Consider the following 26,651-nt stretch of genomic DNA (forward strand, 5'->3'; position numbering starts at 1 on the left):
AACGTCAAGCAAATGCAAAAATTTTCATATTTCACATCTAATTTAGCGCGACAAGTCGTGCTAAGCCTCTGATTTTTAAAATAAAACTGCTATTTTCAACTTTCTTCCTTGAAAAAGCCCCACCCCGCCCATATAATTAGCACTCAGCGAGAGAGAGTGCTAACAATCTTATTTTTAGTGTTGATTGTGTTTTCCTCTAGCAAGAATTTTCTAGTGAAATAAGACTTGAATTGACTTGCTTTGCTCTTATTTAGTGCGCTTGCTGCGCTTTAGCGAGTAGAGACAAGTTGGCTTAAGTTTCTTGTTTTGCAATTTTATTTACTTTGGTAATTTTACTTTTGTAATTTTTTTAGGAGTTAGTATGAATCTTCGTCCCCTGCACGATCGCATTATCGTTAAACGTTTGGATCAAGAAACAAAAACAGCATCCGGTATCGTTTTGCCTGACGCAGCAGCTGAGAAACCAGATCAAGGTGAAGTACTGGCTGTAGGTAACGGCAAGGTATTGGAAAACGGCACTGTGCGCGCTTTAGAAGTTAAAGTTGGTGACCGCGTTTTGTTCGGTAAATATTCTGGTCAAGCTGTCAAAGTTGACGGCAATGAAGTCTTGGTAATGCGCGAAGAAGACATCTTCGCAATCGTCCAAAAATAATTGAACCCCTGATTAAGCTACTGCGCGGCCGAATTTTGAACCTGCGATGCTCTTCGTACTAAAGTACGATTGCGCTTCTCGATTCAAACTTCAGCCGCTCGCTACGCTTACTCAGACATTCAAATGACTGACTCCGCGCTTGCTTTTCACAAAGCGAGACCGGAAAACAAATTCAGAGTTTCATCCTTATTCGGAGAATTTTATTATGGCAGCTAAACAAGTTGTATTCGGCGATGACGCACGTGCAAAAATCGTTAACGGTGTTAACGTTTTGGCTAACGCAGTTAAAGTAACTTTGGGCCCTAAAGGTCGTAACGTAGTTTTGGAGCGTTCATACGGCGCGCCTACCGTGACTAAAGACGGTGTGTCAGTTGCTAAAGAAATCGAACTCAAAGACAAGCTCGAAAACATGGGCGCGCAGTTGGTGAAAGAAGTTGCTTCCCGCACTTCTGACAACGCTGGTGACGGTACAACAACAGCGACAGTATTGGCACAAGCAATCGTGCGCGAAGGCTTTAAATATGTGGCTGCTGGTTTCAATCCAACGGATTTGAAGCGCGGTATCGACAAAGCAGTTGTGGCTTTGGTAGCGGAAGTTAAAAACATCGCTCGCCCAACAACGACTAACAAAGAAATCGCTCAAGTTGGTTCTATCTCTGCAAACTCTGACCAAAACATCGGTGACATCATTGCTAAAGCAATGGACAAAGTCGGCAAAGAAGGCGTGATCACTGTTGAAGATGGTAAGTCTTTGGAAAACGAATTGGATATCGTTGAAGGTATGCAATTTGACCGTGGCTACTTGTCACCGTACTTCATCAACAATCCAGAAAAACAAGCTGTGATTTTGGATAACCCATTTGTTTTGTTATACGACAAAAAAGTATCCAACATCCGTGATTTGCTGCCGGTGTTGGAACAAGTTGCAAAATCTGGTCGTCCATTGTTGATCATCGCAGAAGACGTCGATGGCGAAGCATTGGCAACTTTGGTTGTGAACAACATCCGTGGCATCTTGAAAACTGCTGCTGTTAAAGCGCCAGGTTTTGGTGATCGTCGTAAAGCGATGTTGGAAGATATCGCGATTTTGACTGGCGGCCAAGTGATTGCAGAAGAAGTTGGTTTGACTTTGGAAAAAGCGACTTTGGATCAATTGGGTCAAGCTAAGCGTATCGAAATCAGCAAAGAAAACACCATCATCATCGACGGTGCAGGTCCTGCTGTTGGTATTGAAGGCCGCGTTAAACAAATCCGCGCACAAATCGAAGAAGCAACATCTGACTACGATAAAGAAAAATTGCAAGAACGCGTTGCCAAGTTGGCTGGCGGTGTTGCAGTGATCAAAGTTGGTGCTGCTACTGAAGTTGAAATGAAAGAGAAAAAAGCACGCGTTGAAGACGCATTGCACGCTACTCGTGCAGCGGTTGAAGAAGGCGTTGTTCCTGGCGGTGGCGTTGCCTTGCTCCGCGCACGTGCAGCAGCTGGCGTGATCAAAGGCGACAATCCAGATCAAGACGCAGGTATCAAACTCGTTTTGAAAGCAATCGAAGCACCATTGCGTGAAATCGTGGCAAATGCTGGTGGCGAAGCAAGTGTAGTGATCAATGCTGTAGTCAACGGCACTGGCAACTACGGCTTCAATGCAGCTAACGACACTTACGGCGACATGATCGAAATGGGTATTCTCGATCCAGCTAAAGTAACACGCTCTGCATTGCAAAACGCAGCATCTGTTGCTGGCTTGATTTTGACAACCGATGCATTGGTTGCTGAATTGCCAGAAGACAAAGCTGCTGGCGGCGGTCATGGTCACGATATGGGTGGCATGGGCGGTATGGGTGGTATGGGCGGCATGATGTAATCATGTCCTCTTTGGGCGAACGTAGGTGACATATCAGTAATACATCAGTAACACATCATCGTTCGCCTGATTTGCGGTCTAGGCAATAACAGCAACACTGCAACACTGCAACACTGCAACACTGCAACACAGCATTACACACACAATGAGAAAGCCTCGTTATTTCGATAGCGGGGCTTTTTTATTGCAAACTTCTCGCGCTAATTCATCGCGTTGCGAATCACAATTTACCTTTAATGCTAGTACTTATCGCGGTCAAATCGTTGGTATTTTCATTTTCGGCCTGATGTAATCGAATACAAAATCGCGCTTTTGCTAAGGGCTTCAGTGTTCCATCGGAGCGAGCTGGCACAATGATCCAACGCCCAGGCTCACGGATAATTTTTCCATCGGGAAGTCGTGCTTGAAAAACACAATCGAGCGTCCCCATCGCGACGGCAAATTTTTCGCTCTTGCTCAATTTGGCAGAGTTTGATCGCACATCTTGCGCCGCTTGTTGTGCGGGTGTAGGTGTATCTTCTACAACAGATTTTGGCACCTGTAATTTGTAACGATTCGCGATGTTTCCTAAGGTCGCCCAATCTTTGACTGCAACAGCATTACTTGATGACTCGCTCGCCAATTCGAGTGTACGCCCTTTTTTCGCAGAAGTTTGTGAACTATCGTTTGCATCGACAGACTTAGCGGACTTATTAATTGCGGCTTTTGGCTCAACTGGTTTGTCTACTGGCTTATCTACTGTTTTAGACGGAGTCCTCTTCGCAGCATTGTTGGCAAGAGGTATAGGATCAGGTGCTCGTAAGCGATTGAATTGCACGATAGTCATGACAGCATTGGAGGACGTAGTACTCATCCACCCGCGTGTACGACTCAGAAAAACCATGATCAGTGCATGGAACGACACGATCAAGCACCATATCGAATCAACCGTGATACGCGAGCGGAACTTACTAATCCTGTTTTTATCATCGGCGACAATGTTTTATATTAAAAAAATAAAGATAATACAGTAGGATTTGTGTAAATTTGACTCGTAGGATGCGCCGCGCGCATCATGATTCGAGCTTGCCCCCAATCTGAAGCTGTGCGCACCGCGCACCCTACGTCATTTATTGTTCTGAATACATCACTCAGCTTGACAGCACTACCACTGCCCTTGATACTTCTTGCACAACAAAAGTCAGGAGATCGCAGTGGCAATTCAACAGCTCAATGAAGAACAAGTGAAATCCTGGTCGCGCCAGCAAAAAGATCAGTGGTGGCTAGATCATGTCTATCGCGGCGATATGGCGCAACTCAGTTGGCGCTCTGGTTTGACTGGTTTTTTATTGGGCGGAATACTGTCGGCTACTGCGATGTACATCGGTGCTAAGACTGGTATTTCTATCGGTGTGAATTTGATTTCTGTGATTCTCGCCTTCGGCTTATTCAGAGCTTTAGACAATGCTGGTATCGCAAAAAATTTCACCATTCTAGAAAATAATTGCACGCAATCGATCGCCACTTCTGCTGGTTATATGACGATGCCTTTAGTCGCTTGCCTGCCCGCCTACATGATGATTACGTCGACGATTCCTTCGTGGTGGCAAATGCTGATCTGGATGGTGATTATTGCGATCCTTGGTGTCTTATTAGCTTTTCCGCTCAAGCGTCGTTTCATCAATGAAGATCAACTCCCCTTCCCCGAAGGCAATGCCTGCGGTGTGGTGCTTGATACGCTCTACACTGGCGATGCTGACTCCGGCATTTTTAAAGCAAAATTATTAGCTAAAGTAGGGTTATGGACTGCAGCCTTGCAAGTCATTCTCAGCGATGGTTGGATGAAGTTAATCCAGTTCAAAGTACTGCGCATGGATCAGTGGGCTGGGCTCACCGAGCCGTGGTTTCTGAAAGAGCGTCTCGATACCTATTATTATCAAGCGGCTGTTAAATACGATTTGTGGATACCCAAAATTCTGGGCACAGATTTTCGTACCTTGGGTTTACGCTTTACGCTAGACGCCACGATGTTAGGTGTTGGCGCATTGATGGGCATCCGTGTTGCCACCAGTTGTCTGATCGGTGCGGTACTCAATTTTGCGATTCTGGGACCGATCATGATTAGCCGTGGCGAGATCGCACCACGTATGGGACTAGATGGTCAGCTTGTACCTTTGTCGCGCGTAGAGATATTGAATCAGTGGTCGCTGTGGTGGGGCATCGTGATCATGGTGGTCGCCGCTTTGATCAGCTTATTTGCCAAGCCAGAAATTTTTAAAGGCTTATCGCGCCTGTTCAAATCTGAAGCAAAAAGCAATCAGACGCACGATCCCTTAGCGCATATTGAAGTGCCGCTGTGGATCTCTTATCTGGGTGTGCCTGTCTTTAGTTTTTTAGGTGTGTGGGCGACGCATAGTTTTTTTGGCGTGCCATGGATGTTCGCGTTTATCTCTTTAGCGTTAGTGTATTTGCTAACCGTGATCTGTATTAATTCTATGGCGCTGACATCTTGGATACCAACCAGCGGCTTATCGAAGATTACGCAATTTTCTATGGGTGCTTTAGATCGCAGCAATCCGGCGACGAATTTAATTCCGGCCGGGATGTCAGCAGAAGTCGCTTCCAGTGCTGCTAGTCTATTATCGGACATCAAACCTGGCTATATGTTGGGTGCCAAACCGCGGCATCAAGTCTTAGGTCATTTGATCGGGATTTTTTCCGGCACATTGGCGTGCATCCCTGTGTATTTTTTATTGTTCTTGCCACCAGATGCAAACGGCGTACGTCATACTGCGACCATTATCACGGATCAATTCGCCTTCCCTGCCGCGATGCAATGGAAAGGCGTCGCCGAACTGATAGGCCATGGTTTCAATAACCTATCGCATAGCGCGATCATCTCCATCATCGTCGCTGCAATTGCTGCGGTGGTGTTTGAAATCGCTACCATCGTGAGCAAAGGCCGCTTCCCGATTTCCGCCATCTCTATCGGTCTGGGTGTGGTCTTGCCACCAGAAGCGGTGCTGGCAATGTGGATAGGCGCGTTTGTATTTTGGCTGATGGAAAACAAGCATCGCAGCGGTCCAAAAGACAGTACGGGTTATAGCGTTTGGGTTGACGGTATGCAAGCGGTCGCAGCAGGTTTATTAGCTGGCTCTGCCTTGATAGGTATAGGTAATGCGATGTTGAATGTCTTGATGTAAGACGGCACAGCTGAATCACTAATGCCATTCAGCTAAGCAGACAAGCTCATAGTTTGTCGTTCCCGCGTTGGCGAGACCTCTGCACAACCTACTGCGCGACCGAATTTTGAGCCTGCGATGCTCGCTGTGCTCTAGCACAGGTGCGCTTCTCGGCTCAAACTTCGACCGCTCGCTACGGTTGTGCAGAGGTCTCTAGGCGGGAATCCAGTGACGTAACAGCTTAAAGACACTAGATTCCCGCCTGCGCGGGAATGACAGTTCATCTTGCAGGGCTTAACTGAACGGCATCATCGCTAAATAAATGGAATAGCACCGATGTCCTTCGCAAGTATGCAAGACTGGTGCTATTTTTTTACGCGCAGTAAATTATTCACACCAAACTCTATCTGCAGCGCATTGAATGCATCAAAGGCTAGTAACAAATCTGCGACTTGCGGATTGTGCGGTTCGACTTGCATCAAGGCATAAGTGCAAGCCTCTAAAGTCGAGAGCTGATCCTCTGCATGCGCATGCCGGATCTGATAGCGCGATGTTGGCACTTCACTCAATGCGTAGCGCGGCATTTCTTGTAGTAAGGGATTTTGCAGCAGCATTTGTTTACTGTGGCGCCAGCTTGCATCAATCAATACGAGTCGAATCGCTGTGTCTGAGCCGGGTTGATACGATGACGCTGCTGGCAAGCTAGCAACCGTGCTATCAGGATACAGTAACACGTTGGTTTTTCCATCAGTATGTAAGCGTTGCCTCAATGTATTTGCATCAAACACTTCACCCACCGCAATCGTGCTCTGTGGCAAACATAAGTGCAACAATCGTGCGCTGCCTTTGACATGATGCACCTCGGCAGGATGCTGCAAAATCAGTACTTCGGTTTCGCATTCCACTCGACGTGCGCAGGCACAAATACAGGCGCGAAGTGCGCGCTGACACTGCGAGCAAACTGGCCGCCTTTTTTGTGCAAGTGTGCTCGACCCTGCGTTCGCTTGTAGATTTTCTTCAGCGTCTTCTAGCTGGGTTTGCGCCATTTTCGCCAAGACTTTACCGCTTAAGTAAATTGGCTAATGCAGCGGATAAGTCTGGAAATTCAAATTGAAATCCCCTCGCCAGCAAGGCTTTCGGCAATACTTTTTGCCCAGTCAATAGCAAATCTGCACGTTCGCCTAATACCAAGTTCAACACAAATGCAGGCGTAGTAAACAGCGCAGGACGATGCAAAGTATGGGCGAGAATCTGCGTGAATTCTGCATTAGTAACAACCATAGGCGCCGTCAAATTAAATGCGCCGTGGGCTTGTTCATCATCTAGCAGGCGCAACACCGCGCGTTGGTAATCTTGTCGATGTATCCAACTCATCCATTGCTTGCCATTACCTAAACGGCTACCCAACCCCCATTGGAATGGTAGCAGCATTTTTTTGAGTACCCCGCCCGCCTCGTCTAAAACCAGGCCAGTTCTTAGGTAGCCAAGGCGCACACCCAGTTCTTTTGCAGGTGCCGCGGCTTCCTCCCATTGCTTACAAAGCATGGCTGAAAAATCGTCGCCAGCGGCTGCATCTTCGTAGTTGATTTCTTCTGGATGGATACCGTAATAACCTATCGCTGAACCACTCAAGAGTACGCGTGGTTTGATCTGTGCTTGACGAATTTTCTCGATGAGTTTGTGCGTCAAACCAACCCTGCTATCGAGTAATACCTGCTTACGCCGCGCACTCCAGGCTTTATCGATAATCGGCTCGCCCGCCAAATTAATAATCGCGTCAACATGTTGATCTGGCTGCCAGTCATCCAGACTTGTCAGAACACGTACATCTGCACCACACAGACTGGCCACCATATGCGGACGACGACTCACGACGGTCACCTGATCGCCACGTGCTGTCAACGCCGCACATAAGCGACGCCCGATCAATCCGGTTCCACCAGTAATCAAAATATGCATGTTATTTCCGTTCTTATTTGCATTCCTATTTCTGGGCGCAACTTTTGCAACTGAACTTGCAGCCGAACTTGCAGCTAAACTGAGATCTGAACTCAGCACTAAAAAGTCGATGGCAAATTATCCAGAATGCGTAATTTATCGCCAAAACTCCACACTCGCTGGATCTCAATCACATCGTATTTCAATGCCAATGCGGGAGGAAACGCAGAATACGGTGAATTCGCCATAATAATATTGCGCGCCTTTTCGTCAATCGCACGAGAACCGCTACTGCGCATGATCGTTACTTCTTCTATGCTGCCATCACTGCGCACGACCATATTGATCTGCACATTATGTTCGACATCGCTCAAAGTCCGTCGCTCATAAATCAAATTACCATTGCGTTCCAGCTTATGTTTCAAACTATCGACATACATGCGCAAGGGAACTTCCTTGTCATAAGCGCCCAGAAAACTGCGTCTGCGCGCCGATTTTTCATCAGCTAATTTACTATTCGACGGCGTTGATTTCAACAAATCGGTATTGCGTGCTTGTTCGCGCAAACGACTGGCGAGATCACCTTTTCCTAAATTTTGCGTGAGCGCTCCACTGTTATTCGCGTTACCCGAGGTGCCACTGCCACCCTTGCCATCGCCAAAGACATCACTGCGATTGGATGCTGCTTGACGCGATGCGGCAATCGCTGCTTCGCGTTCGGCATTGGCGCGTGCTGCATCGGCCAAAGCCTTTTGCTCTGCTAATCTTTGTTCCTGTGCTTTTTGCTCGGCTAGCTTTTGTTCCGCCAATTTTTGTTGTGCGATCTTTTGCTCTAGCGCGCGTTGCTCCGCTAACTTTTGCTCAGCGATTTTTTGTTCCAACAATTTTTGCTCTAGCTGTTTTTGCTCGGCTGCCTTTTGTTCTGCGACCTTTTGTTCTGCAATTTGTAACTGACGTTGGGCTTCTGCGCGTTTCGCTTCTAATTCTTCTTGGCGCTGACGTTCAGCAATTTCTAAGGCGCGCTTTTTCTCCGCTTGCTCTTCCGCCAATTTCTGACGCAACTGCGCCTGTGCCAAGGCTTCTTGTTTTTGCTGTTCTTGTTCTTGCGCTAATTGGCGCAAACGCTTTTGCTCCGCTTGTCGAGTTTGTTCTTCTTGTTTCAGCGTTTCTTGCGTTAATAACTCTTGACGCTTGGCTTCACGCATAGCATCTTCCAAAGCCTGCTCGCGTTGCTTTTGTTCGACGGTTGCCTTCTGTTGCGCTAGAATTTTTTGCTGTGCTAATTGTTCATTCTGTTGGCGCTTTAATTCGTTCGCTTGCTGCTGAATCTGCTGCAAACGTTCCGCCTCTTGCTGTTTTTGTTTTTCTTCATTCGCTTTCGCAATTTGTTGCAGGCGCTCCGCTTCTTGCTGTTTTTTCTCTGCTAAAAGTTTTTCCTGTGCCAGTTTTTTTTGTTTTAACTCCTCTTCGCGCTTTTGTTCTGCGAGCAAATCCGCTTCCGCGTTTTTGTCGATAATCGCATCCTCTGGAATCGCTTCTAATTTTTGCTTGCTCTCTTTCTTATCTTGCGCATGTCGTTCTAACTCTTCTTCGCTCGTCAGTGGCACCACGAAATCATCATTCTTGATGCGATCTTGTGCGATGATGCGCGTCGGCGATTCAGATGGCGGTGGCACACGTTTTTCAGGCAGTGGCGATGGTACAGGCTTTACACTCTTAAGCGGTTTGGTCGGTTTCTTAGCGGGTGGAACTGGTTCTGGCTTAGCTTGCATAGCCAGCACTTGCAAACCTGTCGGCGGGGCCGTCAACTTAGGGATGGGCGCTGGTAAGATGGGGATAGGTAACTTAAAAAGCTCAGGCGTGGTCACTGCGGGAGTCGGTAGCACTGGTGCCGCCTTCGGAGCTGGGCTGGCGATTTCTACCTGCAGGGTTTGAACTGGTGTACGCCGTTCTTTCCATGGCACCTCAAGGCTAGGAAAATCCAAGCCAGGAATACCAAATTGCAAAGATAAAATCAGGGCGTGTGCGATCAGTGATACCAGAATACCACCCATCAAGCGGCGATTTGCCAAAGCATCATCGCGCATTACCTGGGGTTCTTCGGGAGTAGAATCAAAACGCATGCAAATTGATATTCATAAGAAACAATGAATCTTCATTATCCCAGATTTTCTGTTTTTCACTGGATTTTCTAGTTTTCTTATGCAGGGGTGTTGCATGTATCGCTGTTGTCATACGCTACATATTAATTTGTGCTGCAATCGTGCTGCAAATTAGTTAGCAAGGCTAGCTTCACGCTTAACGAAAAATAAACTCGCACCGACCAACATCAAGACCGCGCCAAAAATGCGATTTTGTATACGCTGCGCTTTGACATCACGCATCAGGTTTTGCAATGACGATGCCAATAAGGCATAACTATGCATTACGCTGGCATCAACGACCACCATGGTCACAGCGAGAATAATCAATTGCGGCAGTAATGCAGCTTGGCTATTAATGAAGTTAGGTAAAACCGCCACCATAAAAACGATGCCTTTAGGATTGCTGGCATTCGTCAAAAAGCCAGTAAGCACACGGCGGCGAAAGCTCGGCACGTGCGCCGCATCTTGTGTGTCGGCAGTTGACATACTTATGCTGGCCTGTGGCTTACTGAAAAATTGCGTCACTCCCAGATAAATCAGGTACAAGGCACCCAATATTTTGACGACACTAAACGCTGTTTCCGACGCTAGTAATAAAGAACCAACTCCTGCGCCTGCGATAATCAAGACCAATAGCAAACCAAACTGCAATCCCAATATCGTCACGCTGGCACGCTTCACCCCATAAGCCAGTCCATGCGACATCGATAAAATTGCCCCAGAGCCGGGTGAAATGGCGATAAGACAGGCAGCACAGAAGAAAGAAAACCAAGTAGCGAAGCTCATAGTATTTACTTATCGAAGCGAATGAATAAGGAAGGAATTATCCCGCAAATTTGTGCGTTTGCTGCATTTGCTGCAGTGATCAATTTAAAAGATCGTCAAATACCTTGAGAATTTTAAGGAATACCGTTTGCACCATATTGCAAAAATCCCGGTCGTTCACACAAGCGATCAAAATAGCTTGTCAGCGCAGGTAAATCGGCGTGCGCAATTGGCGCAGAACGCCAGCGATTAAGTGACAGTCCCAACACGATATCGGCCAGAGAAAACTCTGAGCCATTCACATATGCGCCAGTGCCTTGTAATTGTTGATCTAAAATCTGCATATGGCGATTCCATTCGCGTACACCATGTTCTAACGCAGCCGCATCACGATGCGCAGGACTATGGCGCACTGTCGCCATGAAGGCATAACGCCAGGAATTATTGAGTTCTGTGGCTTGCCAATCCATCCATTTTTCTATTTGTGCCCGCGCCATCGCCTCTTGTGGCAGCAAGTCAAACCGTTGAAAACGCGTCGCGAGATAACGGCAAATGGAATTTGATTCCCACAGCGTCTGCCCTTCGTGTTGAATCACCGGCACCATGGCATTAGGGTTAAGTGCCATAAACTCCGGCGTTGTTACTGGATTCGGCGTACCCGAACCAAACTCAGTCAATTCAAATGGAATACCAATTTCAGCGCAAGTCCATAAGACTTTACGGACATTAATTGAGCTTGATTTACCGAGAATAGTTAGCATGAGAATTGAAAGTAGAATTACGGAAGAACGTATTCTACACATCTCATTGATTGTGCTGTGTTTGCGAATTCAAAAAAACAAGCAGCAATCAATGAGCGTTCTAAGAACAACTAAGCTGACCTAGCTCACTTGATTAGGCAGCAGCTTTTTGCAGAAATGGATAATCGGTATAGCCCTTTTCAGCACCACCATAAAACGTCGTACGATCCGGCGTATTGAGAGCCGCACCCATAGCAAATCGTTCAACCAAATCCGGATTCGCAATGTAAGGACGACCAAAAGCAACCGCGTCGGCTAATCCACTAGCGATCAATGCATTTGCCTCTTCTGCGCTGTAACCACCGCAGCAAATCAAAGTTCCACTAAATGCTGCGCGCAATTGTTGACGGAATTCTGCACTCAATTCAGCGCCGCCAGCCCAGTCTGGTTCTGCAATGTGCAGATAAGCGATACCGCGTTTAGAAAATTCCCGCGCTAAATACAATGCGCTCTCTTCTGCTTCTGTATCCGCAATACCATGCGCTACAAAGTTAGGCGATAGACGCACACCAACGCGCTCCGCCCCCATTTCACTGATCGCTGCATCCACGGCTTCCAACATTAATCGTGCGCGATTTTCAATGCTGCCACCATAAGCGTCGCTGCGTTGATTGCTATTGGTTGAGAGGAATTGCTGCAGCAAATAGCCGTTCGCACCATGTACTTCAACAAAATCAAAACCGATACGCTGAGCTCTATGCGCCGCTTGACGATATTGTTCAACGATGCCCGGAATTTCTGCCAACTCCAAAGCGCGTGGTTGTGCTGTTTGCACATTCGCTGGCGTACCATCTTCTTGAATCACAAAGCATTGTGAATTTTCTGCGGTCAGCGCAGATGCAGAAACAGGTGCGGCACCATTTTCTTGTAAGAGGTTATGGGAAATGCGACCAACATGCCATAGTTGTAGCGCAATTTTGCCTTGCATAGCATGCACTGCATCGACAACGTTTTTCCATCCTGCTTCTTGTGCATCAGTGTAAATGCCAGGCGTCCAAGCGTAACCCTGACCTTGACGTGAAATTTGGCTCGCTTCAGTCACAATCAAACCAGCACTGGCGCGCTGTGCATAATATTCGACGTTCAAAGCATGTGGAACATCACCAGGCTGTGCTGCACGCGAACGCGTTAATGGTGCCATCACGACGCGATTGGCTAATTCAGTGGAACCTGTTTTGATGGGGGTTAATAATTGATCTAGCATACTATTTCCTTCATTAAATTAGACCGGTCGTCTAGTTCTTGTTTCAAAAAAATAGGCCTAAGCCTATGGTGTGATGGTTACTTCCTACTGCGCTTTTACTGTGTTTTGTACGACGTTTTTTACTGAGCTGTTTTACAGCAGTTTTATTGCTATTTACTTCATTCCCTACATCTTTAATCAACTTTGCTTTACCCCACAGCACTTACTTTGCATTAGCAGCACGCAGCAAAATTTTGGTCTGCTGCATCGCGATATCCAAGGGTTGCAAATGTAAATTCACCTTGCTTAACAAAGATGCGCCAACCCAGGTTGCATACAAAAATTCAGCCAACTCATCTATATTGCAATCAGCGGATAAATCTCCTTCCAACTGTACTTGACGCAAAGCCTCCGCCAACTTACGAGTAATCCCCTGCATCCCAACCGTCAACGCTATACGCATAGGCTCGGACAAATCAGAAACTTCCGCAGCCAACTTCACTGCCAGACACAAAGTCTGACAAGCAGATTGCTCCGCCTTCTGCTGCCAACTGGCGAAATACCGGATCACACGTTCACGCGCTGGCAAGTCGCCTTCCATCAAAAGCTGCTGCAAGCGCGGCTGATAATCCGCAAAATAACGCTCCAACATCGCCACCCCGAATCCTTCTTTGGATTGGAAATAGTGATAAAAAGACCCTTTTGGCACAGCCGCCGCACCCAAAATCTCACTCAAGCCCAAAGCAGAAAAACCTTTGCCCAAAATTAAAGACTGACCGGTCGCCAAAATGCGCTCGCGGGTGTCGTGTTGGGCGGAATGAGTAGAGTTTGAGGTTTGCATGGCGAGATAATATTAGACCAGTCGTCTAGTGTCAAGTTAAATTTGTCAGCTTATTTAGTGAATGCTCAATATAAATTATTGAAGATCTAAAACTCCGTCCAAGCACTGATTTTTTGACGACCTTCCCACATGAGGTCATATCGAGATATTCATCAATGAATCTCGGAATAATTACACTCTTCGTCACCGCATTAAATGGATTGGTTTCATAGGTCATACTTACAGAAATATTAGCATTCATTGTATGACTTTCAGCTCCAAATATTCTTGAGTAGAACGAATTCCTCTTCGCTCTTATCACTTTGCAGCATTCAGGATGATTCATAAAGAAATCACTTGCTGTCATTTCCGTAGCCGCAAGTTTCAAAATTCCAGCATTTATTTCATGCTTAATGGCCAATTCAATCAATTCTTGGTCGGAAAAAATTCTATTTTCAGGTCTGCAAAAATCCAAAGGAATAGAAGTTTCAAGGTAAACCAATAGGCCTACACACATTAGAAAAAAGATCGGTACATCAGAAAAAATTTTCCGCATCAAAACTCCATTTCACGGAGAGCCAATATAAATTATGTTGATACACATTACAGAAATACCCCCCCCTTCACTCGAGGCTACAGCAAAGGGACAATACTATGACGTCGTTAGGTTTGTAAATTCGGGATCAAACAAATCAAGCTCTCTTCAATTGAATTGAGATAACAATTATCCGATATCAAAGCGCACTACAGATCAAAACACCGCAATTTTCAATACGCCTTAACATCTTTCTGTCTAAACGAAAAATCAAGCTTTGATAAAAACAGCCGATACCCATCACTGTGAGCGCACTTCTTCTACGAACGCGTAATACATTTCTCAATAAGGCTGTGCGTACTGATTGTACGCATGGGATGCGAGATATTGCAGAGGTACCGAAATGAAAATCGCTAGTTCAGACATACAGCTGCAGGCCAGTTATGTCGCCACACAAAAATTAGAAACTCAGGAAAAAACCCGCGCATGGGTGGGGAATCAACGTCCTGATTTTGAAGGCATGGAAGCGCGCTTGCGCGATGCTGGCAAGGCACTTGGACAAACTCAGAACGTCGATAAGTCAAATATGTCACGTGAAGCACGTTCATTACTGCCCTTCGATCTCGTTCAATTATCTGACGCGGCATTACAGGCTCAAGCTCAGGCCAGAAGCAATGATGCGGTGGCCGCCACAGATGCGGCAAGTGCCGTCGATCATATTCAAGATGATGTCGATAATGATCCGCGCATGATGGTGATCAGATATCTGATTGAACTGTTAACCGGACGTAAAATTGATACGCTCAAGACGAGTGATCTGCAAGATAATTCAGTTGGCAATGCATGCGCTTCACAGCCAGCGGCCGCGCAAAATGCAGCGGAAGCTGCGCAAAAAAATCCACGTCCAAATGCTGGTTGGGGTGTAGAGATTGATGTTCATCATAGCTATACAGAAACCGAGAAAACCCAATTTCAGGCAACTGGCAGCATCACTACAGCGGACAACAAACAGATCAAATTCAATCTCAGTTTTGAATTGAATCGTAGTTATCACGAAGAGAATCAAACACAAATTCGCAAAGGCGATGGTAAGAAAGTTGACCCGCTGACCTTAAATTTTTCTGGCAATAGTGCGCAATTGACTTCACAAAAATTTGAATTTGATTTAAATGCAGATGGCAAAAAGGATTCGATTTCTTTTGTTAAAGGTGCAGGCTTTTTGGCGTTTGATAAGAATAACGATGGCAAGATCAATGATGGTACTGAATTATTCGGTCCCGGCACAGGCAATGGATTTTCCGAGTTAGCCGCGTATGACAGCGACGGCAATCATTGGATCGATGAGAACGATGCGATCTATAGCAAACTGAAAGTCTGGACCAAAGACGCGGCCGGCAAAGATCAATTGCAATCACTCAAGCAAGCCAATGTAGGTGCGCTCTTTCTTGGGCAGGTTGAAACGCCATTTGAACTGAAGAGTGGCAACAATCATAGCGATGGTCAGATACGTTCAACCGGCCTATGGTTGACTGAAGACGGACAAGCTAAAACGATGCAACAAGTGGATCTAGTTGTTTAGGAAAATTGTGACCAGCTGATGCTACGCTGACTTACACTGGTCACAGAATTTTTATTGGCGGAACTTAGTTAGCAGCTTCGTTTATCGGCTAGCTTATGACCTAGTTTCAAAATTACGCGCTACTACGCTCCAGAAAAAACTGCTTCAACAAGCTGACGAAGCGCAGCACATCTTGCGTATTAATATCCAAATGCGTGACCAAACGCACACGCTTTCCGGCAGAAATGATCACGCCATGTTCACGTAGATAATCGCCAGCCGCCAAACCAAGTTCTGCCGATGTAAACTCGATGTAGAGCATATTCGTATGTGCAGCATCGACTTTCAATTCGGCGATGTCACCGAGGCTGTGCTGCAATTGCTGTGCATGTGCATGATCGTCAGCTAAGCGATTTACGTGATGATCAAGCGCGTAATCTATCGCCGCCGCAATGATTCCCGCTTGACGCATACCACCACCGACCATCTTACGCCAGCGACGAGCGGCATGAATAAAATCGCGTGGTCCACATAAGACACTTCCTATCGGTGCGCCCAAACCTTTAGAACAACACACAGACACGGTATCGAAAGGCGCAGTAATATCCGCGACTGACAATTGTTGTGCAACAGCGGCGTTGAAGACACGCGCGCCATCCAAATGGGTTGCCATCTTATGTGTACGTGCCAGCGCGATGGCGGATTGCAAATAGGCATTGCTCAGGACTTTGCCAGAATGGGTATTTTCTAAACTCAGTAACTTGGAATGGGCGTAATGCACGTCATCGGGTTTAATGACGGCTTTAATTTTTTCTAAATCTAAACTACCGTCGGCTTCGACTGCCACAGGTTGCGGCACGATACTACCCAAACTGGCAGCGCCACCCGATTCATACAAGTGAGTATGATAATTTTGCCCGACGATGTATTCATCACCGCGCCCACAGTGAGTGAGCAAAGCAACCAAATTACTTTGGGTACCACTTGCTACCAGCATCGCTGACTCCATGCCGGTCAAGGCCGCCATTTTCGCCTCCAGTGCATTCACTGTTGGGTCGTCGCCATACACATCATCGCCTACTGCTGCACCACTCATCGCGATGCGCATGGCATTCGTCGGACGGGTGACGGTGTCACTTCTGAAATCAATTACGCTACTCATGGGCTATTCTTTATTCAGTTAAGGTGTTTAAGAAAGATAATAAGTTAGACACTAAGCTAGATACCAAGCTAAATAGGCACTGCGGAAAAACCACACTGTCCATCTCGATCAGCATCCCCTAGTCGCAGGCACTTGCGAAGCAATCCACGCAGTTTGCTTCCATGATTCTACAGAAAAACACTTAAGTTCTCTTGGCTCGACCAATTACGGATATTTGTAACGCAAACTGCGAGTAGGCTTACTAGGGATTCAACACAAAATTCATTACCGGATTCATTACCGGATTCATTACCAGATTCACTACGCAATTTAACTATGCAGAATTCTGCATGCGATAAAGTAGAAATCAGCAAGACAAGCCTTCTGCGATTTCGCTACACTTTCTTTTATAATTTTTCCAATTTTAAAGCCCCGCTGACCGGAGAACACACATGTCACAATCTATGTCGCATCGCCTGCCAAATTCCATACAAAAAATTCGTATCATTGATTCTCACACTGGTGGAGAGCCGACCCGTTTGATCGTCGAAGGAGGTCCCGATCTGGGGAATGGTCCGCTGGCAGAACGTGTTGCCATCTTTAAAGAAAAATTTGACCATATCCGTAGCGCCGTAGTGTGTGAGCCGCGTGGTTCCGATGTGCTGGTTGGCGCTCTGCTATGTAAACCACATGACACTAGTTGCTCAGTCGGCGTAATCTTTTTTAATAACGTCGGCTATCTCGGCATGTGCGGCCATGGCACCATAGGTTTGGTAGCAACGCTGGCGCATCAAGGCATCTTAGAAACCGGCAGACATAAAGTTGATACGCCCGTCGGCGCAGTGGAAGTCGAACTACATGAAGACCATAGCGTCACGGTTCATAATGTGCCGGCTTATCGTGCCCGTCATGCAGTCACAGTCGAAGTCGAAGGACATGGCGCTGTGACAGGCGATGTCGCATGGGGTGGCAATTGGTTTTTCCTGGTGGCAGATCATGGTCAGGACATGCGTCTGGCAAATGTCGAGGCACTCACTAGTTTTGCCTGGCGTGTACGTGAAGCCTTGAGCTCTGCGGGTATTACTGGCGACAATGGCGGTGAGATCGATCACATTGAATTATTTGCCCCACCATCAGCACCTGAAAATGATAGTCAAAATTTTGTACTGTGCCCGGGCAAAGCCTATGACCGCTCGCCTTGCGGCACAGGCACGAGCGCCAAACTGGCTTGTCTGGCGGCTGATGGAAAATTACAACCGGGAGAAATCTGGCGTCAGGAAAGCATCATCGGCAGCGTGTTTGAAGGTAGCTTTGAACCTAGCAGCGAAGCCGGAAAAATTCGCCCGACGTTACGCGGCACAGCCTATGTCAATGCAGAAGCAAGTTTGATTCTAGACCCGCGCGATCCATTTATCTTTGGCATCCGATAAGACAAGCTAACAATGACACTTAAAGAAACCTACGAAGTCATCATCATTGGTGGTGGCATTATCGGCTGTGCCTGCGCTGCAAGTCTGGCACAAGCAGGATTGAAAGTTGCCCTAATCGAACCTGGCACGATAGGCGGTGGAACCACTGCCGCGGGCATGGGACATTTGGTGGTGATGGATGACAATCCTGCGGAACTCGCCCTCAGTAGCTATTCACTGGAATTGTGGCGTGCATTGGTGACGCAAGGCCAGCGCGAATCAGCACGCCATGAATACATGCAATGCGGCACGATCTGGGTCGCCGCCGACGAAGAAGAAATGGAAGCGGCACGGGCAAAACTCCAGGTCTTACAAGCACACGACATCGCTTGCGAAATGCTCAGTGCCCAGCAACTACAACAACTAGAACCGCAATTGCGACCGGGGTTAGCGGGAGGTCTTTTGGTCAAACAAGATGCACTGGTCTACCCGCCTAAGAGTGCGCAAATTTTATTGGATCTAGCCTTGGCACACGGCGCTACTTTGCATAGGCAAACGGTGACAGAATTAATCGATGGTGGCGTGAAGTGTAGCGATGGCAGCGAGATATCAGCGCAACACATCGTCGTAGCAAATGGGATCGCATCAACTAAACTCATAGCCGATCTACCATTGCGCTACAAAAAAGGGCATCTGGTCATCACCGATAGATATCCGAATTTTATCCAGCACCAATTAGTCGAGCTTGGCTACATCAAGAGTGCACATGCTTCGGATGGGGATTCGGTCGCCTTTAATTTGCAACCGCGTCCGACCGGACAAGTCTTTATCGGTTCTTCACGTCAATTTGATGTGACCCATAAAGAAATCGATACCGACATACTCAGCAAAATGCTGACTCAAGCGACTAGCTACGTGCCAGCTTTGGCGAACTTAAAAGCAATCCGCACCTGGACTGGATTTCGCGCGGCAACGCCTGATGGTCTGCCTTACATAGGTCCACATCCGAACAAAAAAAATGTGTGGATGGCGACCGGGCACGAAGGACTGGGCATCACCACGTCGCTTGCTACTGCCGCCATTTTAAGAGACCAAATTTGTCAACAGACCAGCAAAATTGCGGTCGAGCCCTACTGGCCTTCACGTAGCATGAGCCAACACTAAAGCCATCAATAATGCCATCTAAGTGCTACTACTAAGTTCGTAAGAAAATATGAAAACTTCTACCCGCCCCACTCTTAGTCTTACCATCAACGGTGCGATACACCAAGTCGAGCCCGGCATCAGTGTCGCTGCAGCATTGGCACGTTGTGGCTGCATTACGACCCGCGTCTCGGTGAATGGCGCGCCACGCGCACCTGTGTGTGGCATGGGAATTTGTCAGGAATGCCGCGTGACGATCAATGGTCAGGCACATCAATTGGCCTGCCAAACTTTGTGTGCGAACGAGATGCAAATTTTGACTGGAGAAAACGCATGAATAGCGACATTCTGATCATCGGTGCGGGCCCTGCGGGACTAGCCGCCGCTGCCGCCGCTGCTGATGCGGGCAAGCAGATCGATATCATTGACGATAACTTCATGTCTGGCGGACAAATCTGGCGCGGCGGCGCGCAGCAACAGCGCGATCCGCGCGCGCAAGCTTTATGGCATAAGCTGACAAATAAAAATAATGTACGCTTTCATTTTCAATCCAAAGTGATCCATACGTGCAGAAAAAATGATGGATACGAGCTGATCGTTGAAACGCAAGGTGCGTCACAATCGGGCATGCAATCACACGTTTTATCCGCCAAGAAAATCATTTTATGTACAGGTGCGCGCGAGCTTTTGCTGCCGTTTCCGGGTTGGACTTTACCGGGGGTCACTGGTGCAGGTGGTTTGCAAGCTTTGTCTAAAGCTGGTTATCCGGTTGCTGGAAAACGCATAGTCGTCGCTGGTAGCGGCCCCTTACTTTTAGCTGTAGCAGCCAGCCTGATAGAACGCGGTGCGCAAGTCACGCATATTTTGGAACAAACTCCATTCAGTCAACTGTGTCAATTTGGTTTGGGCTTACTCGCGACACCAAGCAAAATAAGCCAGGCAATCGGCCTATGGCGTAGCTTAAAGTCGGTGACATATCGCAGTAACAGCTATGTGCAAGCGGCTAGCGGCACCGACAAACTCACTAGCGTGCGCGTCAATATGCAAGGTGAGGAACGCGAAATAGCCTGCGATATGTTAGCTTGTGGCTATGGCTTAATTCCCAATGTGGATATCGCTGCAGCCTTAGCTTGCGAGCTCGATGCAAATTCAAACTATCCACGTGTCAAAGTGGATGAATGGCAAGCGACAACGCAAGATGGAATCTACTGTGCAGGAGAAGGCACGGGTGTTGGTGGTGTTGACTTAGCATTAGCAGAAGGCGCAATCGCTGGCAACGCTGCCAGTAATCAAAAAACACAAGCTGAGCACTATTTCGCCGAACGCGACACTTGGAAAAAATTCGCTCAACGCCTGCATCGCGACTTTACCTTGCGCGACGAATTACGGCAATTGGCTAGCGCGGATACCATTGTGTGTCGCTGCGAAGATGTCAGCTTTGGTCAGTTACAGCAACATCGTGACTGGCGCGATGCCAAACTCCACACACGTTGCGGCATGGGAGCTTGTCAGGGACGACTCTGCGGCGCGGCAAATCGTTTCTTGTTTTCGTGGGAAAAAGATCTAGGGCGTTTGCCCTTGAGTAGCGCCAAAATCGGTAGCCTGCAAATACTCAATACAGAACAAAAAACGCCAATCAATTGAAGACTTAAAAAACCCGATTCGAATCAACAAGCTTGATCGCGAACTTGACCTCAAATTTGATCTCAAACTTGATCTCGCACTTAATTTTGAAATTCGAATCGGGATTGTGTCGTAGGTGAATACTGTCTACAACATCTAAAGCCAAACTGTAGTACTTACTTCACTGGTACATAGTTAACCGGCATCCACGCATAGCCTTTACCTTCAGTGCGCAAATACCCCAAACCTGGGAAAGACAAATGCGTCGCGCCCACCATATAGCCCTGCTTCGCAGCGTCTGCATAAGCTTTCATACGCTGCGCCATCGCTGCTTTGTTATCGCTATCAAATGCGATAGTGACGGATGGATTTTCAAACTGTACCGCCGCGACATGCATCAAATCCCCCCACAACATCAGCTTTTGTCCTTTGCTTTCCACAGCATAAATCGTGTGACCGGGAGTGTGACCACGTGCCGCGAGTGCTTTGACGCCAGGGACTAATTCTGTATCACCATCAAAGGGTTTAAATTTGCCAGCCTTGACATAAGGATTCAACGACGCCATCGCACCTTGAAAAGCTCCTTTAGAATCGGCCGGTGCTTTGTCCATGTTTGCCTGACTTAACCAAAAATCCGCGTCGTGCTGATCTGCGCGCACAATCGCATTTGGAAATGCCATTTGTGTGCCGTTCATGAGTCCGCCCACATGGTCGCCATGCATGTGCGTGATATACACTTCATCAACCTGCTCTGGCGTATAACCTGCCGCTTTCAAGCTATTGGCAAGGCGACCCAAAGTTGGTCCAAACAAAGTTGCTGCCCCCGTATCGATCAAAACTAATTTTGACCCGGTATTAATCAGATAACCATTCACCGATGTTTCGACGGGTGTACTCAGATGATACTTCTGCAGCGACTTCAACGTCTTTTCTGGTTTGGTATTCGTCAGTAATTTATCGACCGGCAATGCGACCGTACCATCCGATAAGGCAGTCACTTCAAAATCACCCAACATGACACGGTAATAACCGGGAGCCACGGCCTTAGTCATCGGCACTTCAGCCGACGCTTGCAAGCTGCTGATGCTTGCAGTGCTAGCGATTAAAGCCAGAACGATACTAGTCAGGCGAAATTTTTGATACGATTGATTTGTCATTATTTGATCTCCACATTCCCATTGTTACGAGTGAATAAGTATTGAATCGATTTGATATGAATTGAAGCAACGAGATGTCGACTTCTCAACATCAGGCGCGACTTATTATGACGACATTTTTAAAATATTGCTGACGTCGGTATTTTTTCTACTCCATGTTTGCCATCTTGTTCGTCAATAAGGTCGTCAATTACCAAACAAACTCTTCAACAAATCAGTCGCCTTGTTTTTCTTCTCTTCTTTCTTAGGCTGAGGTTTCTCGCCCATATCCCCCATTCCACCCAAAATAGAACCAAATACCGACTTCACTCTCACCTTCGTTTGCCAATCTGGCTCCCACGCTATTTTAGGATCTTCAGGCCGTGGCGGATAAGCAAAAAAGGCGTCTGAGCCGTACGCAATCATGCGCAACATTCCCGCGCCGCCATCGGGGAAAATGCCCTTAGGTACCGCACATTGAGTGGCGCTGGCGGGCAGGATGACTTTTTCCTTAATCCATTTATCGATGTCTTGATTCGACTGATAATCCATCAAGCCGAAACCGAAATCAGCCAGCTCACTGGATGTCCAGACGATCATTTCACCACTCGCATTTTCACCAGAATTGCCATCGGACTTGCCGCCCATCACAGCCACAAAATAGCCACGCGCGTGCGGAATGCTTTTCCAGTCCAACGCAACTGCACCGTCTTTTTTCGTTTGCTTTAGTTCGATAGGCGGCATCAGGTCTTGTGGCGCAGCCAGGCTGACTTTAAAGCTTTCGGGAATCCCATTGCCAACAAAATTATGCTGGCCTATGAGCGAAGCGGTGTCGGGTACTTTTCTGTCATCGACTTTGTTGGGCCAAGCTGGATGCCCGGGTTGCCAACGTGCGCCCTTGGTCGTTTTGCCGCGCATCACAAAAAATTTGGCGTAGTCATCCATTGATGCCGTCGCGACATCCAAGGTACGCGGTTGTCCAGGTCGTATGGTTTCACCGCAGCCCCAATACACAGAAATTTTTCCTTTAGGCTTTTCATAAGTAGGCTCGACGGGATTTTCATCGACGGGGACATGCACAGACTTTTCTGGCACGGGGGCATTCAATTGCAGACTCTCGCCTAAATTCATTACGCTAGGGATGAATTGTTTGGCGTCATTCAGGCCAGGATTCTTGCTGGTATAGACTGAAACATCAACATATTTGCCGCTGGCGAATCCTAAACTATGTGTATTTCCAAAGACATTGCCACGATCACTAGCACCGCCCATCGCCCCTTTCGCCATGCCAGTCAAGGCTCCAAATAACCCACCACCAGATTGCGCGCCCTGCGCCGCACCAGCCATTAAATTACCACCGGGCATATCGCTGGCACTGGTTGCTACATCGATATATGCTAAAGCGATTGGCGGCTTAACCACCTGTACGATTTCTTTAGTCGATGCAACGCTCTTCGTTGCTGCTGATACTGCGGCCTTGTTTTTTGTCTGCGCCACAACGACTGCTGGCAAGCTAGATATTCCTGCCGCAATCAATAGCGTGGTGAGAGTGGAAATGCGTTGAGGGAAGATACGAGCAGAACGACAGGTTTTCATTATTGACTCCAATTCAATTAAGCAATCAGGGAAGCATTTTGAAATAAGCATTCATAAGCACATCGTAAGCACTTCATCATAGCTCAAAAAATAGGCAAGTCTACAAAACGGTCTTACATACTGATGCCTTGAATCTTTTACGCCACTAGGTTCCTGCCTACGCAGGAATGACAGTTCAACTGTAGAGCTTAACTAAATGGCATGAGCTATGTATCTGTGGCATGTGGGGCATCAGAATAAGACAAGCAAAATACATCCGCCATTTCATTGACCTAAGACAAAGACGTGTGCAGCGCGTATCGCTACCATCTTGCGCATGAAAACACTCGATCTCGTAGCGCCAGCAGGTAGTCTGGTTGCACTCAAAGCAGCAGTCGACAAAGGTGCAGATGCCGTTTATTTAGGCTTGCGCAACGCCACCAATGCACGTAATTTTGGTGGCTTAAATTTTACCGATGCCGATATCCGACTTGGCGTGGAATACGCCCATCAACGTGGCAAGCAGGTGTTGTTTGCTATCAATACTTATCCGCAAGCCCAAATGGCGCACGAATGGCGTGCCGCCATAGACACTGCGGTATTGCTCGGTGCCGACGCGATCATTTTGGCAGATCCCGGTCTAATGGCTTATGCACGCCACCGCTATCCTGATGTACGTTTGCATTTATCGGTGCAAAGCTCTTCCACCACCGTAGATGCAATTGAATTAATGCGCGAACAATTTGGCATACGCCGCGCCGTCCTACCTCGTGTATTGACTCTGACTGAAATCGAAAAAATTATTCGTCAGACGGATGTTGAAATTGAAGTATTTGGCTTTGGCAGCTTATGCGTGATGGCCGAAGGTCGTTGCCTGCTATCGAGTTATGTCACGGGCGATTCACCCAATAATAAAGGGGTCTGCTCACCCGGTCATGCTGTTAGTTGGGAAGAAAAAGATAAGGTTTTATCCGCGCGTTTAAGCGGCACCTTAATCGACCGCTATGCGCCCAACGAAGCTGCGGGCTATCCAACTTTGTGCAAAGGCCGGTTTGAAGTGGAAGGGCAAGTTGACTATGCATTGGAAGAACCAACCAGTTTGAATGCAATAGGCTTATTACCGCAATTGCTCAAAATGGGCGTGAAAGCGATCAAGATTGAAGGTCGTCAGCGTAGTCCGAATTATGTATCGCAAGTGGTGGGTACTTTGCGTGCAGCATTGGATTCCGCGGAGCGTGATCCTGAGCGGTATACGGCTAGACCGGATTGGAATGCGACTTTGGCGAAACATGCTGAGGGTGCGCAGGTGACGCAAGGGGCATTCGAGCGGCCCTGGAAGTAATCATGCTCATAAATCCGATTATAGGGCGCATGGCGTTGTTGCCACTGCTCGCAATACCGACGTATTGCTGTGCTTGGCGCCTAGCCCTGCATCCCTAGAATCGAATTTCTGAGCACAATTAAGGTTCATTGAACTCACCAAAATTCCGCGAACTAAATCCCCTCTCCCGCAAGCGGGAGAGGGTTAGGGTGAGGGAGGTTCAGCAAATAGAAATGTATCGAGATACAACAACTCACAACACAGCTAATCACTCTGCCATTTGTTTAAAAATATAAACCTAAAGAACCTATGAAACTCTCACTCGCGCCACTGTCTTATTATTGGTCTAAAGAAGCCACGATGCGCTTTTATGTGGAAGCAATGCACTGGCCTGTGGATATTATTTATCTGGGTGAAGTCGTTTGCTCGCGCCGACATGTGATGCGTTTGCCGGATTGGATTAGTTTGGCGAAAGCTTGTCGTGATGCGGGTAAGCAAGTGGTGCTCTCAAGTTTAACCTTGATCGATAACGAGGCCGATCGACGTGCCATGCATAAATTAATTGATGCGGCACTCGCTGAAAATCTGCTGATTGAAGCAAATGATTTTAGTGCAGTGCGCGCCATGCAAGGACGCCCCTTTGTCGCTGGCCCGCATTTAAATGTGTATCACACTGGTACCTTAAATTGGTTGCGTGACTTAGGTGCGATGCGCTTTACGCCGCCGATAGAACTTAGTGGTGCCGATTTGGCTGCCTTGCAAGCGCAACGCCCGGCTGGCTTAGAAACCGAAGTGCAAGTATGGGGACGCATGGCGCTCGCCTTCTCGTCCCGTTGCTTCACTGCGCGTCATCATCGACTGCGCAAAGATAATTGCGAATTTCGCTGTGAACATTACCCTGATGGATTGGCGTTGCAAACCCGCGAGCACAGCGATTTCTTAACTATCAATGGCATACAAACTCAAAGCGCAAATTGCCTGGATTTAAGTCCACAAATTCCTACCCTCAAAAATCTACAAGTCGATATCTTGCGTCTGCAAGTCCAATCCAACAACATGGAACAAATCGTCCACGCCTTCGATACCGCACGACGACGTGAACAAGCGGCGGTGATTGAACCAACATTCCTACCGCCGCAATCAGAACGCTGCAATGGCTATTGGAACGGCAGTTCCGGTATGCAATGGCAAACGATACCGATTCAAACAATTTAATTTTTATTCTATGATGAACTTCACTGATTTTCGCTTTCCTACTGTATTTGGAAAAATCGGCCAACGCCTGCCCTCACCTGTCGCGGGCGCGCCCTTAATATTGATGTTGGAACTAGCCCGGCAACGCAGCTGGCTGATCGCACCAGAAAATCTGTATGGCAGAACGTTTCAAATCCACGTCGAAGATCTCGGCTTACATCTGTGCTTTCGTTGCGAGAATGGTCGCTTTAAAGCCATCCAACTGCAAGCTACCGACGTCAGTCTCAGCGCCTGCGCAATGGATTTTTTGAAGCTGGCAACTGCCCTGGAAGATGCCGATACTTTATTCTTCCGTCGTCGTTTAAGAATCGAAGGCGATACGGAGCTGGGGATTGCGATCAAATATTGGATCGATGCGAGTGAGCGTCCGGCGTGGTTGAATCGGCTTGCAGAAAAAATAGGTGCACAAGTAGTGTAAAAATCAAGTCAACCTCAAGGTTCGCCGTGCACACCAAACCTTTTTCCCTATCATCAGGGCCAGTTGCAACTACAACACGGTGCGCACGGCGCACCCTTGTATTATGAATGAAGAGTCGGTATTTTCACGGACTCGATGTTTTAACAGTTTTTGATAGGCATATCAGAAACGAGCAACTGGATGCCGTGCGCACCCTTTGGTTAAAAATCAGTGA

Annotated in this window: 23 protein-coding genes; 11 read left to right on the forward strand and 12 right to left on the reverse strand. The window is 47.5% G+C overall.

Features of this window, described 5'->3' with window-relative positions; all coding sequences use genetic code 11:
• Positions 1–361 precede the first annotated feature (361 nt).
• Positions 362–652, forward strand: coding sequence for a co-chaperone GroES (gene groES, locus H8K55_RS16030; protein ID WP_186943074.1), 291 nt, complete (start codon positions 362–364; stop codon positions 650–652).
• A 205-nt stretch (positions 653–857) separates the two neighbouring features.
• Positions 858–2,513 carry a chaperonin GroEL gene (groL, locus tag H8K55_RS16035; protein WP_186943075.1) on the forward strand — a complete coding sequence of 552 codons (1,656 nt, stop codon included), beginning with the start codon at positions 858–860 and terminating at the stop codon, positions 2,511–2,513.
• 220 nt (positions 2,514–2,733) lie between these two features.
• Here groL and H8K55_RS16040 read toward each other — a convergent pair whose 3' ends face one another.
• Positions 2,734–3,366, reverse strand: coding sequence for a hypothetical protein (locus H8K55_RS16040; RefSeq protein WP_186943076.1), 633 nt, complete (start codon positions 3,364–3,366; stop codon positions 2,734–2,736).
• Positions 3,367–3,706: 340 nt separating this feature from the next.
• Between H8K55_RS16040 and H8K55_RS16045 the strand changes: the two genes are divergently transcribed.
• Positions 3,707–5,695: an OPT family oligopeptide transporter gene (locus H8K55_RS16045; protein WP_186943077.1), complete on the forward strand. Its 1,989-nt coding sequence runs from the start codon at positions 3,707–3,709 to the stop codon at positions 5,693–5,695.
• A gap of 344 nt (positions 5,696–6,039) precedes the next feature.
• On the opposite strand, the gene H8K55_RS16050 is transcribed toward H8K55_RS16045, so the two are convergent.
• From H8K55_RS16050 to H8K55_RS16085, 8 genes are all read right to left on the reverse strand, one after another.
• On the reverse strand, positions 6,040–6,720 hold the full coding sequence (locus H8K55_RS16050) for a tRNA-uridine aminocarboxypropyltransferase (protein WP_186943097.1): 681 nt from the start codon (positions 6,718–6,720) through the stop codon (positions 6,040–6,042).
• Positions 6,721–6,733: 13 nt separating this feature from the next.
• Positions 6,734–7,633, reverse strand: a complete 900-nt coding sequence (locus tag H8K55_RS16055; protein WP_186943078.1) for a TIGR01777 family oxidoreductase — start codon at positions 7,631–7,633, stop codon at positions 6,734–6,736.
• A 98-nt stretch (positions 7,634–7,731) separates the two neighbouring features.
• Positions 7,732–9,735 (reverse strand): energy transducer TonB, encoded by a 2,004-nt coding sequence (locus tag H8K55_RS16060; protein ID WP_186943079.1) that lies wholly within the window; start codon positions 9,733–9,735, stop codon positions 7,732–7,734.
• Between the two features lie 150 nt (positions 9,736–9,885).
• A complete protein-coding gene (locus H8K55_RS16065; protein WP_186943080.1) occupies positions 9,886–10,542 on the reverse strand; it encodes a LysE family transporter in 657 nt (218 codons plus the stop codon).
• Positions 10,543–10,655: 113 nt separating this feature from the next.
• Positions 10,656–11,282, reverse strand: a complete 627-nt coding sequence (locus H8K55_RS16070; protein ID WP_186943081.1) for a glutathione S-transferase family protein — start codon at positions 11,280–11,282, stop codon at positions 10,656–10,658.
• 133 nt (positions 11,283–11,415) lie between these two features.
• Entirely contained in the window at positions 11,416–12,525 is a 1,110-nt protein-coding gene (locus H8K55_RS16075; RefSeq protein ID WP_186943082.1) for an alkene reductase, read from the reverse strand.
• Positions 12,526–12,727: 202 nt separating this feature from the next.
• Positions 12,728–13,345, reverse strand: coding sequence for a TetR/AcrR family transcriptional regulator (locus H8K55_RS16080; RefSeq protein ID WP_186943083.1), 618 nt, complete (start codon positions 13,343–13,345; stop codon positions 12,728–12,730).
• 31 nt (positions 13,346–13,376) lie between these two features.
• A complete protein-coding gene (locus H8K55_RS16085; protein ID WP_186943084.1) occupies positions 13,377–13,880 on the reverse strand; it encodes a hypothetical protein in 504 nt (167 codons plus the stop codon).
• 382 nt (positions 13,881–14,262) lie between these two features.
• Between H8K55_RS16085 and H8K55_RS16090 the strand changes: the two genes are divergently transcribed.
• Positions 14,263–15,438, forward strand: coding sequence for a VCBS repeat-containing protein (locus H8K55_RS16090; RefSeq protein WP_186943085.1), 1,176 nt, complete (start codon positions 14,263–14,265; stop codon positions 15,436–15,438).
• Between the two features lie 112 nt (positions 15,439–15,550).
• Here the strand turns inward: H8K55_RS16090 and ltaE are convergent, their stop codons facing one another.
• The gene (gene ltaE, locus H8K55_RS16095) at positions 15,551–16,579 is read right to left on the reverse strand and encodes a low-specificity L-threonine aldolase (protein WP_186943086.1); all 1,029 of its coding nucleotides are present in this window, start codon (positions 16,577–16,579) and stop codon (positions 15,551–15,553) included.
• Between the two features lie 431 nt (positions 16,580–17,010).
• Here ltaE and H8K55_RS16100 point away from each other — a divergent pair, with 431 nt between their 5' ends.
• The 4 genes from H8K55_RS16100 to H8K55_RS16115 are packed head-to-tail and all read left to right on the forward strand — an operon-like array spanning position 17,011 to position 20,754.
• Positions 17,011–17,988: a 4-hydroxyproline epimerase gene (locus tag H8K55_RS16100; RefSeq protein WP_230408659.1), complete on the forward strand. Its 978-nt coding sequence runs from the start codon at positions 17,011–17,013 to the stop codon at positions 17,986–17,988.
• Positions 17,989–18,000: 12 nt separating this feature from the next.
• Positions 18,001–19,131 (forward strand): NAD(P)/FAD-dependent oxidoreductase, encoded by a 1,131-nt coding sequence (locus tag H8K55_RS16105; protein WP_186943087.1) that lies wholly within the window; start codon positions 18,001–18,003, stop codon positions 19,129–19,131.
• Positions 19,132–19,180: 49 nt separating this feature from the next.
• On the forward strand, positions 19,181–19,447 hold the full coding sequence (locus tag H8K55_RS16110; RefSeq protein ID WP_186943088.1) for a 2Fe-2S iron-sulfur cluster-binding protein: 267 nt from the start codon (positions 19,181–19,183) through the stop codon (positions 19,445–19,447).
• Positions 19,444–20,754 (forward strand): FAD/NAD(P)-dependent oxidoreductase, encoded by a 1,311-nt coding sequence (locus H8K55_RS16115; protein WP_230408660.1) that lies wholly within the window; start codon positions 19,444–19,446, stop codon positions 20,752–20,754. The genes H8K55_RS16110 and H8K55_RS16115 overlap by 4 nt, the downstream gene beginning before the upstream one ends.
• Positions 20,755–20,909: 155 nt before the next feature.
• Here the strand turns inward: H8K55_RS16115 and H8K55_RS16120 are convergent, their stop codons facing one another.
• Together H8K55_RS16120 and H8K55_RS16125 are read right to left on the reverse strand one after the other, a co-directional pair.
• A complete protein-coding gene (locus tag H8K55_RS16120) occupies positions 20,910–21,890 on the reverse strand; it encodes an MBL fold metallo-hydrolase (protein WP_186943090.1) in 981 nt (326 codons plus the stop codon).
• Between the two features lie 186 nt (positions 21,891–22,076).
• The gene (locus H8K55_RS16125) at positions 22,077–23,465 is read right to left on the reverse strand and encodes a hypothetical protein (RefSeq protein ID WP_186943091.1); all 1,389 of its coding nucleotides are present in this window, start codon (positions 23,463–23,465) and stop codon (positions 22,077–22,079) included.
• Between the two features lie 316 nt (positions 23,466–23,781).
• Here H8K55_RS16125 and ubiU point away from each other — a divergent pair, with 316 nt between their 5' ends.
• The 3 genes from ubiU (at position 23,782) to ubiT (ending at position 26,437) form a co-directional block, all read left to right on the forward strand.
• Entirely contained in the window at positions 23,782–24,786 is a 1,005-nt protein-coding gene (gene ubiU / locus H8K55_RS16130) for a ubiquinone anaerobic biosynthesis protein UbiU (RefSeq protein ID WP_186889931.1), read from the forward strand.
• A gap of 288 nt (positions 24,787–25,074) precedes the next feature.
• Positions 25,075–25,980 carry a ubiquinone anaerobic biosynthesis protein UbiV gene (ubiV, locus tag H8K55_RS16135; protein WP_186943092.1) on the forward strand — a complete coding sequence of 302 codons (906 nt, stop codon included), beginning with the start codon at positions 25,075–25,077 and terminating at the stop codon, positions 25,978–25,980.
• Between the two features lie 10 nt (positions 25,981–25,990).
• Positions 25,991–26,437, forward strand: a complete 447-nt coding sequence (ubiT, locus tag H8K55_RS16140) for a ubiquinone anaerobic biosynthesis accessory factor UbiT (RefSeq protein WP_230408661.1) — start codon at positions 25,991–25,993, stop codon at positions 26,435–26,437.
• Positions 26,438–26,651 lie beyond the last annotated feature (214 nt).

Source organism: Affinundibacterium flavidum (assembly GCF_014284175.1).
Classification (GTDB): Bacteria; Pseudomonadota; Gammaproteobacteria; order Burkholderiales; family Burkholderiaceae_D; genus Undibacterium; species Undibacterium flavidum.

Coding starts and splice junctions, on each gene's coding strand:
- groES (WP_186943074.1), top strand. CDS start 362: ATGAATCTTCGTCCCCTGCACGATCGCATTATCGTTAAACGTTTGGAT.
- groL (WP_186943075.1), top strand. CDS start 858: ATGGCAGCTAAACAAGTTGTATTCGGCGATGACGCACGTGCAAAAATC.
- H8K55_RS16040 (WP_186943076.1), bottom strand. CDS start 3,366: ATGAGTACTACGTCCTCCAATGCTGTCATGACTATCGTGCAATTCAAT.
- H8K55_RS16050 (WP_186943097.1), bottom strand. CDS start 6,720: ATGGCGCAAACCCAGCTAGAAGACGCTGAAGAAAATCTACAAGCGAAC.
- H8K55_RS16055 (WP_186943078.1), bottom strand. CDS start 7,633: ATGCATATTTTGATTACTGGTGGAACCGGATTGATCGGGCGTCGCTTA.
- H8K55_RS16060 (WP_186943079.1), bottom strand. CDS start 9,735: ATGCGTTTTGATTCTACTCCCGAAGAACCCCAGGTAATGCGCGATGAT.
- H8K55_RS16065 (WP_186943080.1), bottom strand. CDS start 10,542: ATGAGCTTCGCTACTTGGTTTTCTTTCTTCTGTGCTGCCTGTCTTATC.
- H8K55_RS16070 (WP_186943081.1), bottom strand. CDS start 11,282: ATGCTAACTATTCTCGGTAAATCAAGCTCAATTAATGTCCGTAAAGTC.
- H8K55_RS16075 (WP_186943082.1), bottom strand. CDS start 12,525: ATGCTAGATCAATTATTAACCCCCATCAAAACAGGTTCCACTGAATTA.
- H8K55_RS16080 (WP_186943083.1), bottom strand. CDS start 13,345: ATGCAAACCTCAAACTCTACTCATTCCGCCCAACACGACACCCGCGAG.
- H8K55_RS16085 (WP_186943084.1), bottom strand. CDS start 13,880: ATGCGGAAAATTTTTTCTGATGTACCGATCTTTTTTCTAATGTGTGTA.
- H8K55_RS16090 (WP_186943085.1), top strand. CDS start 14,263: ATGAAAATCGCTAGTTCAGACATACAGCTGCAGGCCAGTTATGTCGCC.
- ltaE (WP_186943086.1), bottom strand. CDS start 16,579: ATGAGTAGCGTAATTGATTTCAGAAGTGACACCGTCACCCGTCCGACG.
- H8K55_RS16100 (WP_230408659.1), top strand. CDS start 17,011: ATGTCACAATCTATGTCGCATCGCCTGCCAAATTCCATACAAAAAATT.
- H8K55_RS16105 (WP_186943087.1), top strand. CDS start 18,001: ATGACACTTAAAGAAACCTACGAAGTCATCATCATTGGTGGTGGCATT.
- H8K55_RS16110 (WP_186943088.1), top strand. CDS start 19,181: ATGAAAACTTCTACCCGCCCCACTCTTAGTCTTACCATCAACGGTGCG.
- H8K55_RS16115 (WP_230408660.1), top strand. CDS start 19,444: ATGAATAGCGACATTCTGATCATCGGTGCGGGCCCTGCGGGACTAGCC.
- H8K55_RS16120 (WP_186943090.1), bottom strand. CDS start 21,890: ATGACAAATCAATCGTATCAAAAATTTCGCCTGACTAGTATCGTTCTG.
- H8K55_RS16125 (WP_186943091.1), bottom strand. CDS start 23,465: ATGAAAACCTGTCGTTCTGCTCGTATCTTCCCTCAACGCATTTCCACT.
- ubiU (WP_186889931.1), top strand. CDS start 23,782: ATGAAAACACTCGATCTCGTAGCGCCAGCAGGTAGTCTGGTTGCACTC.
- ubiV (WP_186943092.1), top strand. CDS start 25,075: ATGAAACTCTCACTCGCGCCACTGTCTTATTATTGGTCTAAAGAAGCC.
- ubiT (WP_230408661.1), top strand. CDS start 25,991: ATGATGAACTTCACTGATTTTCGCTTTCCTACTGTATTTGGAAAAATC.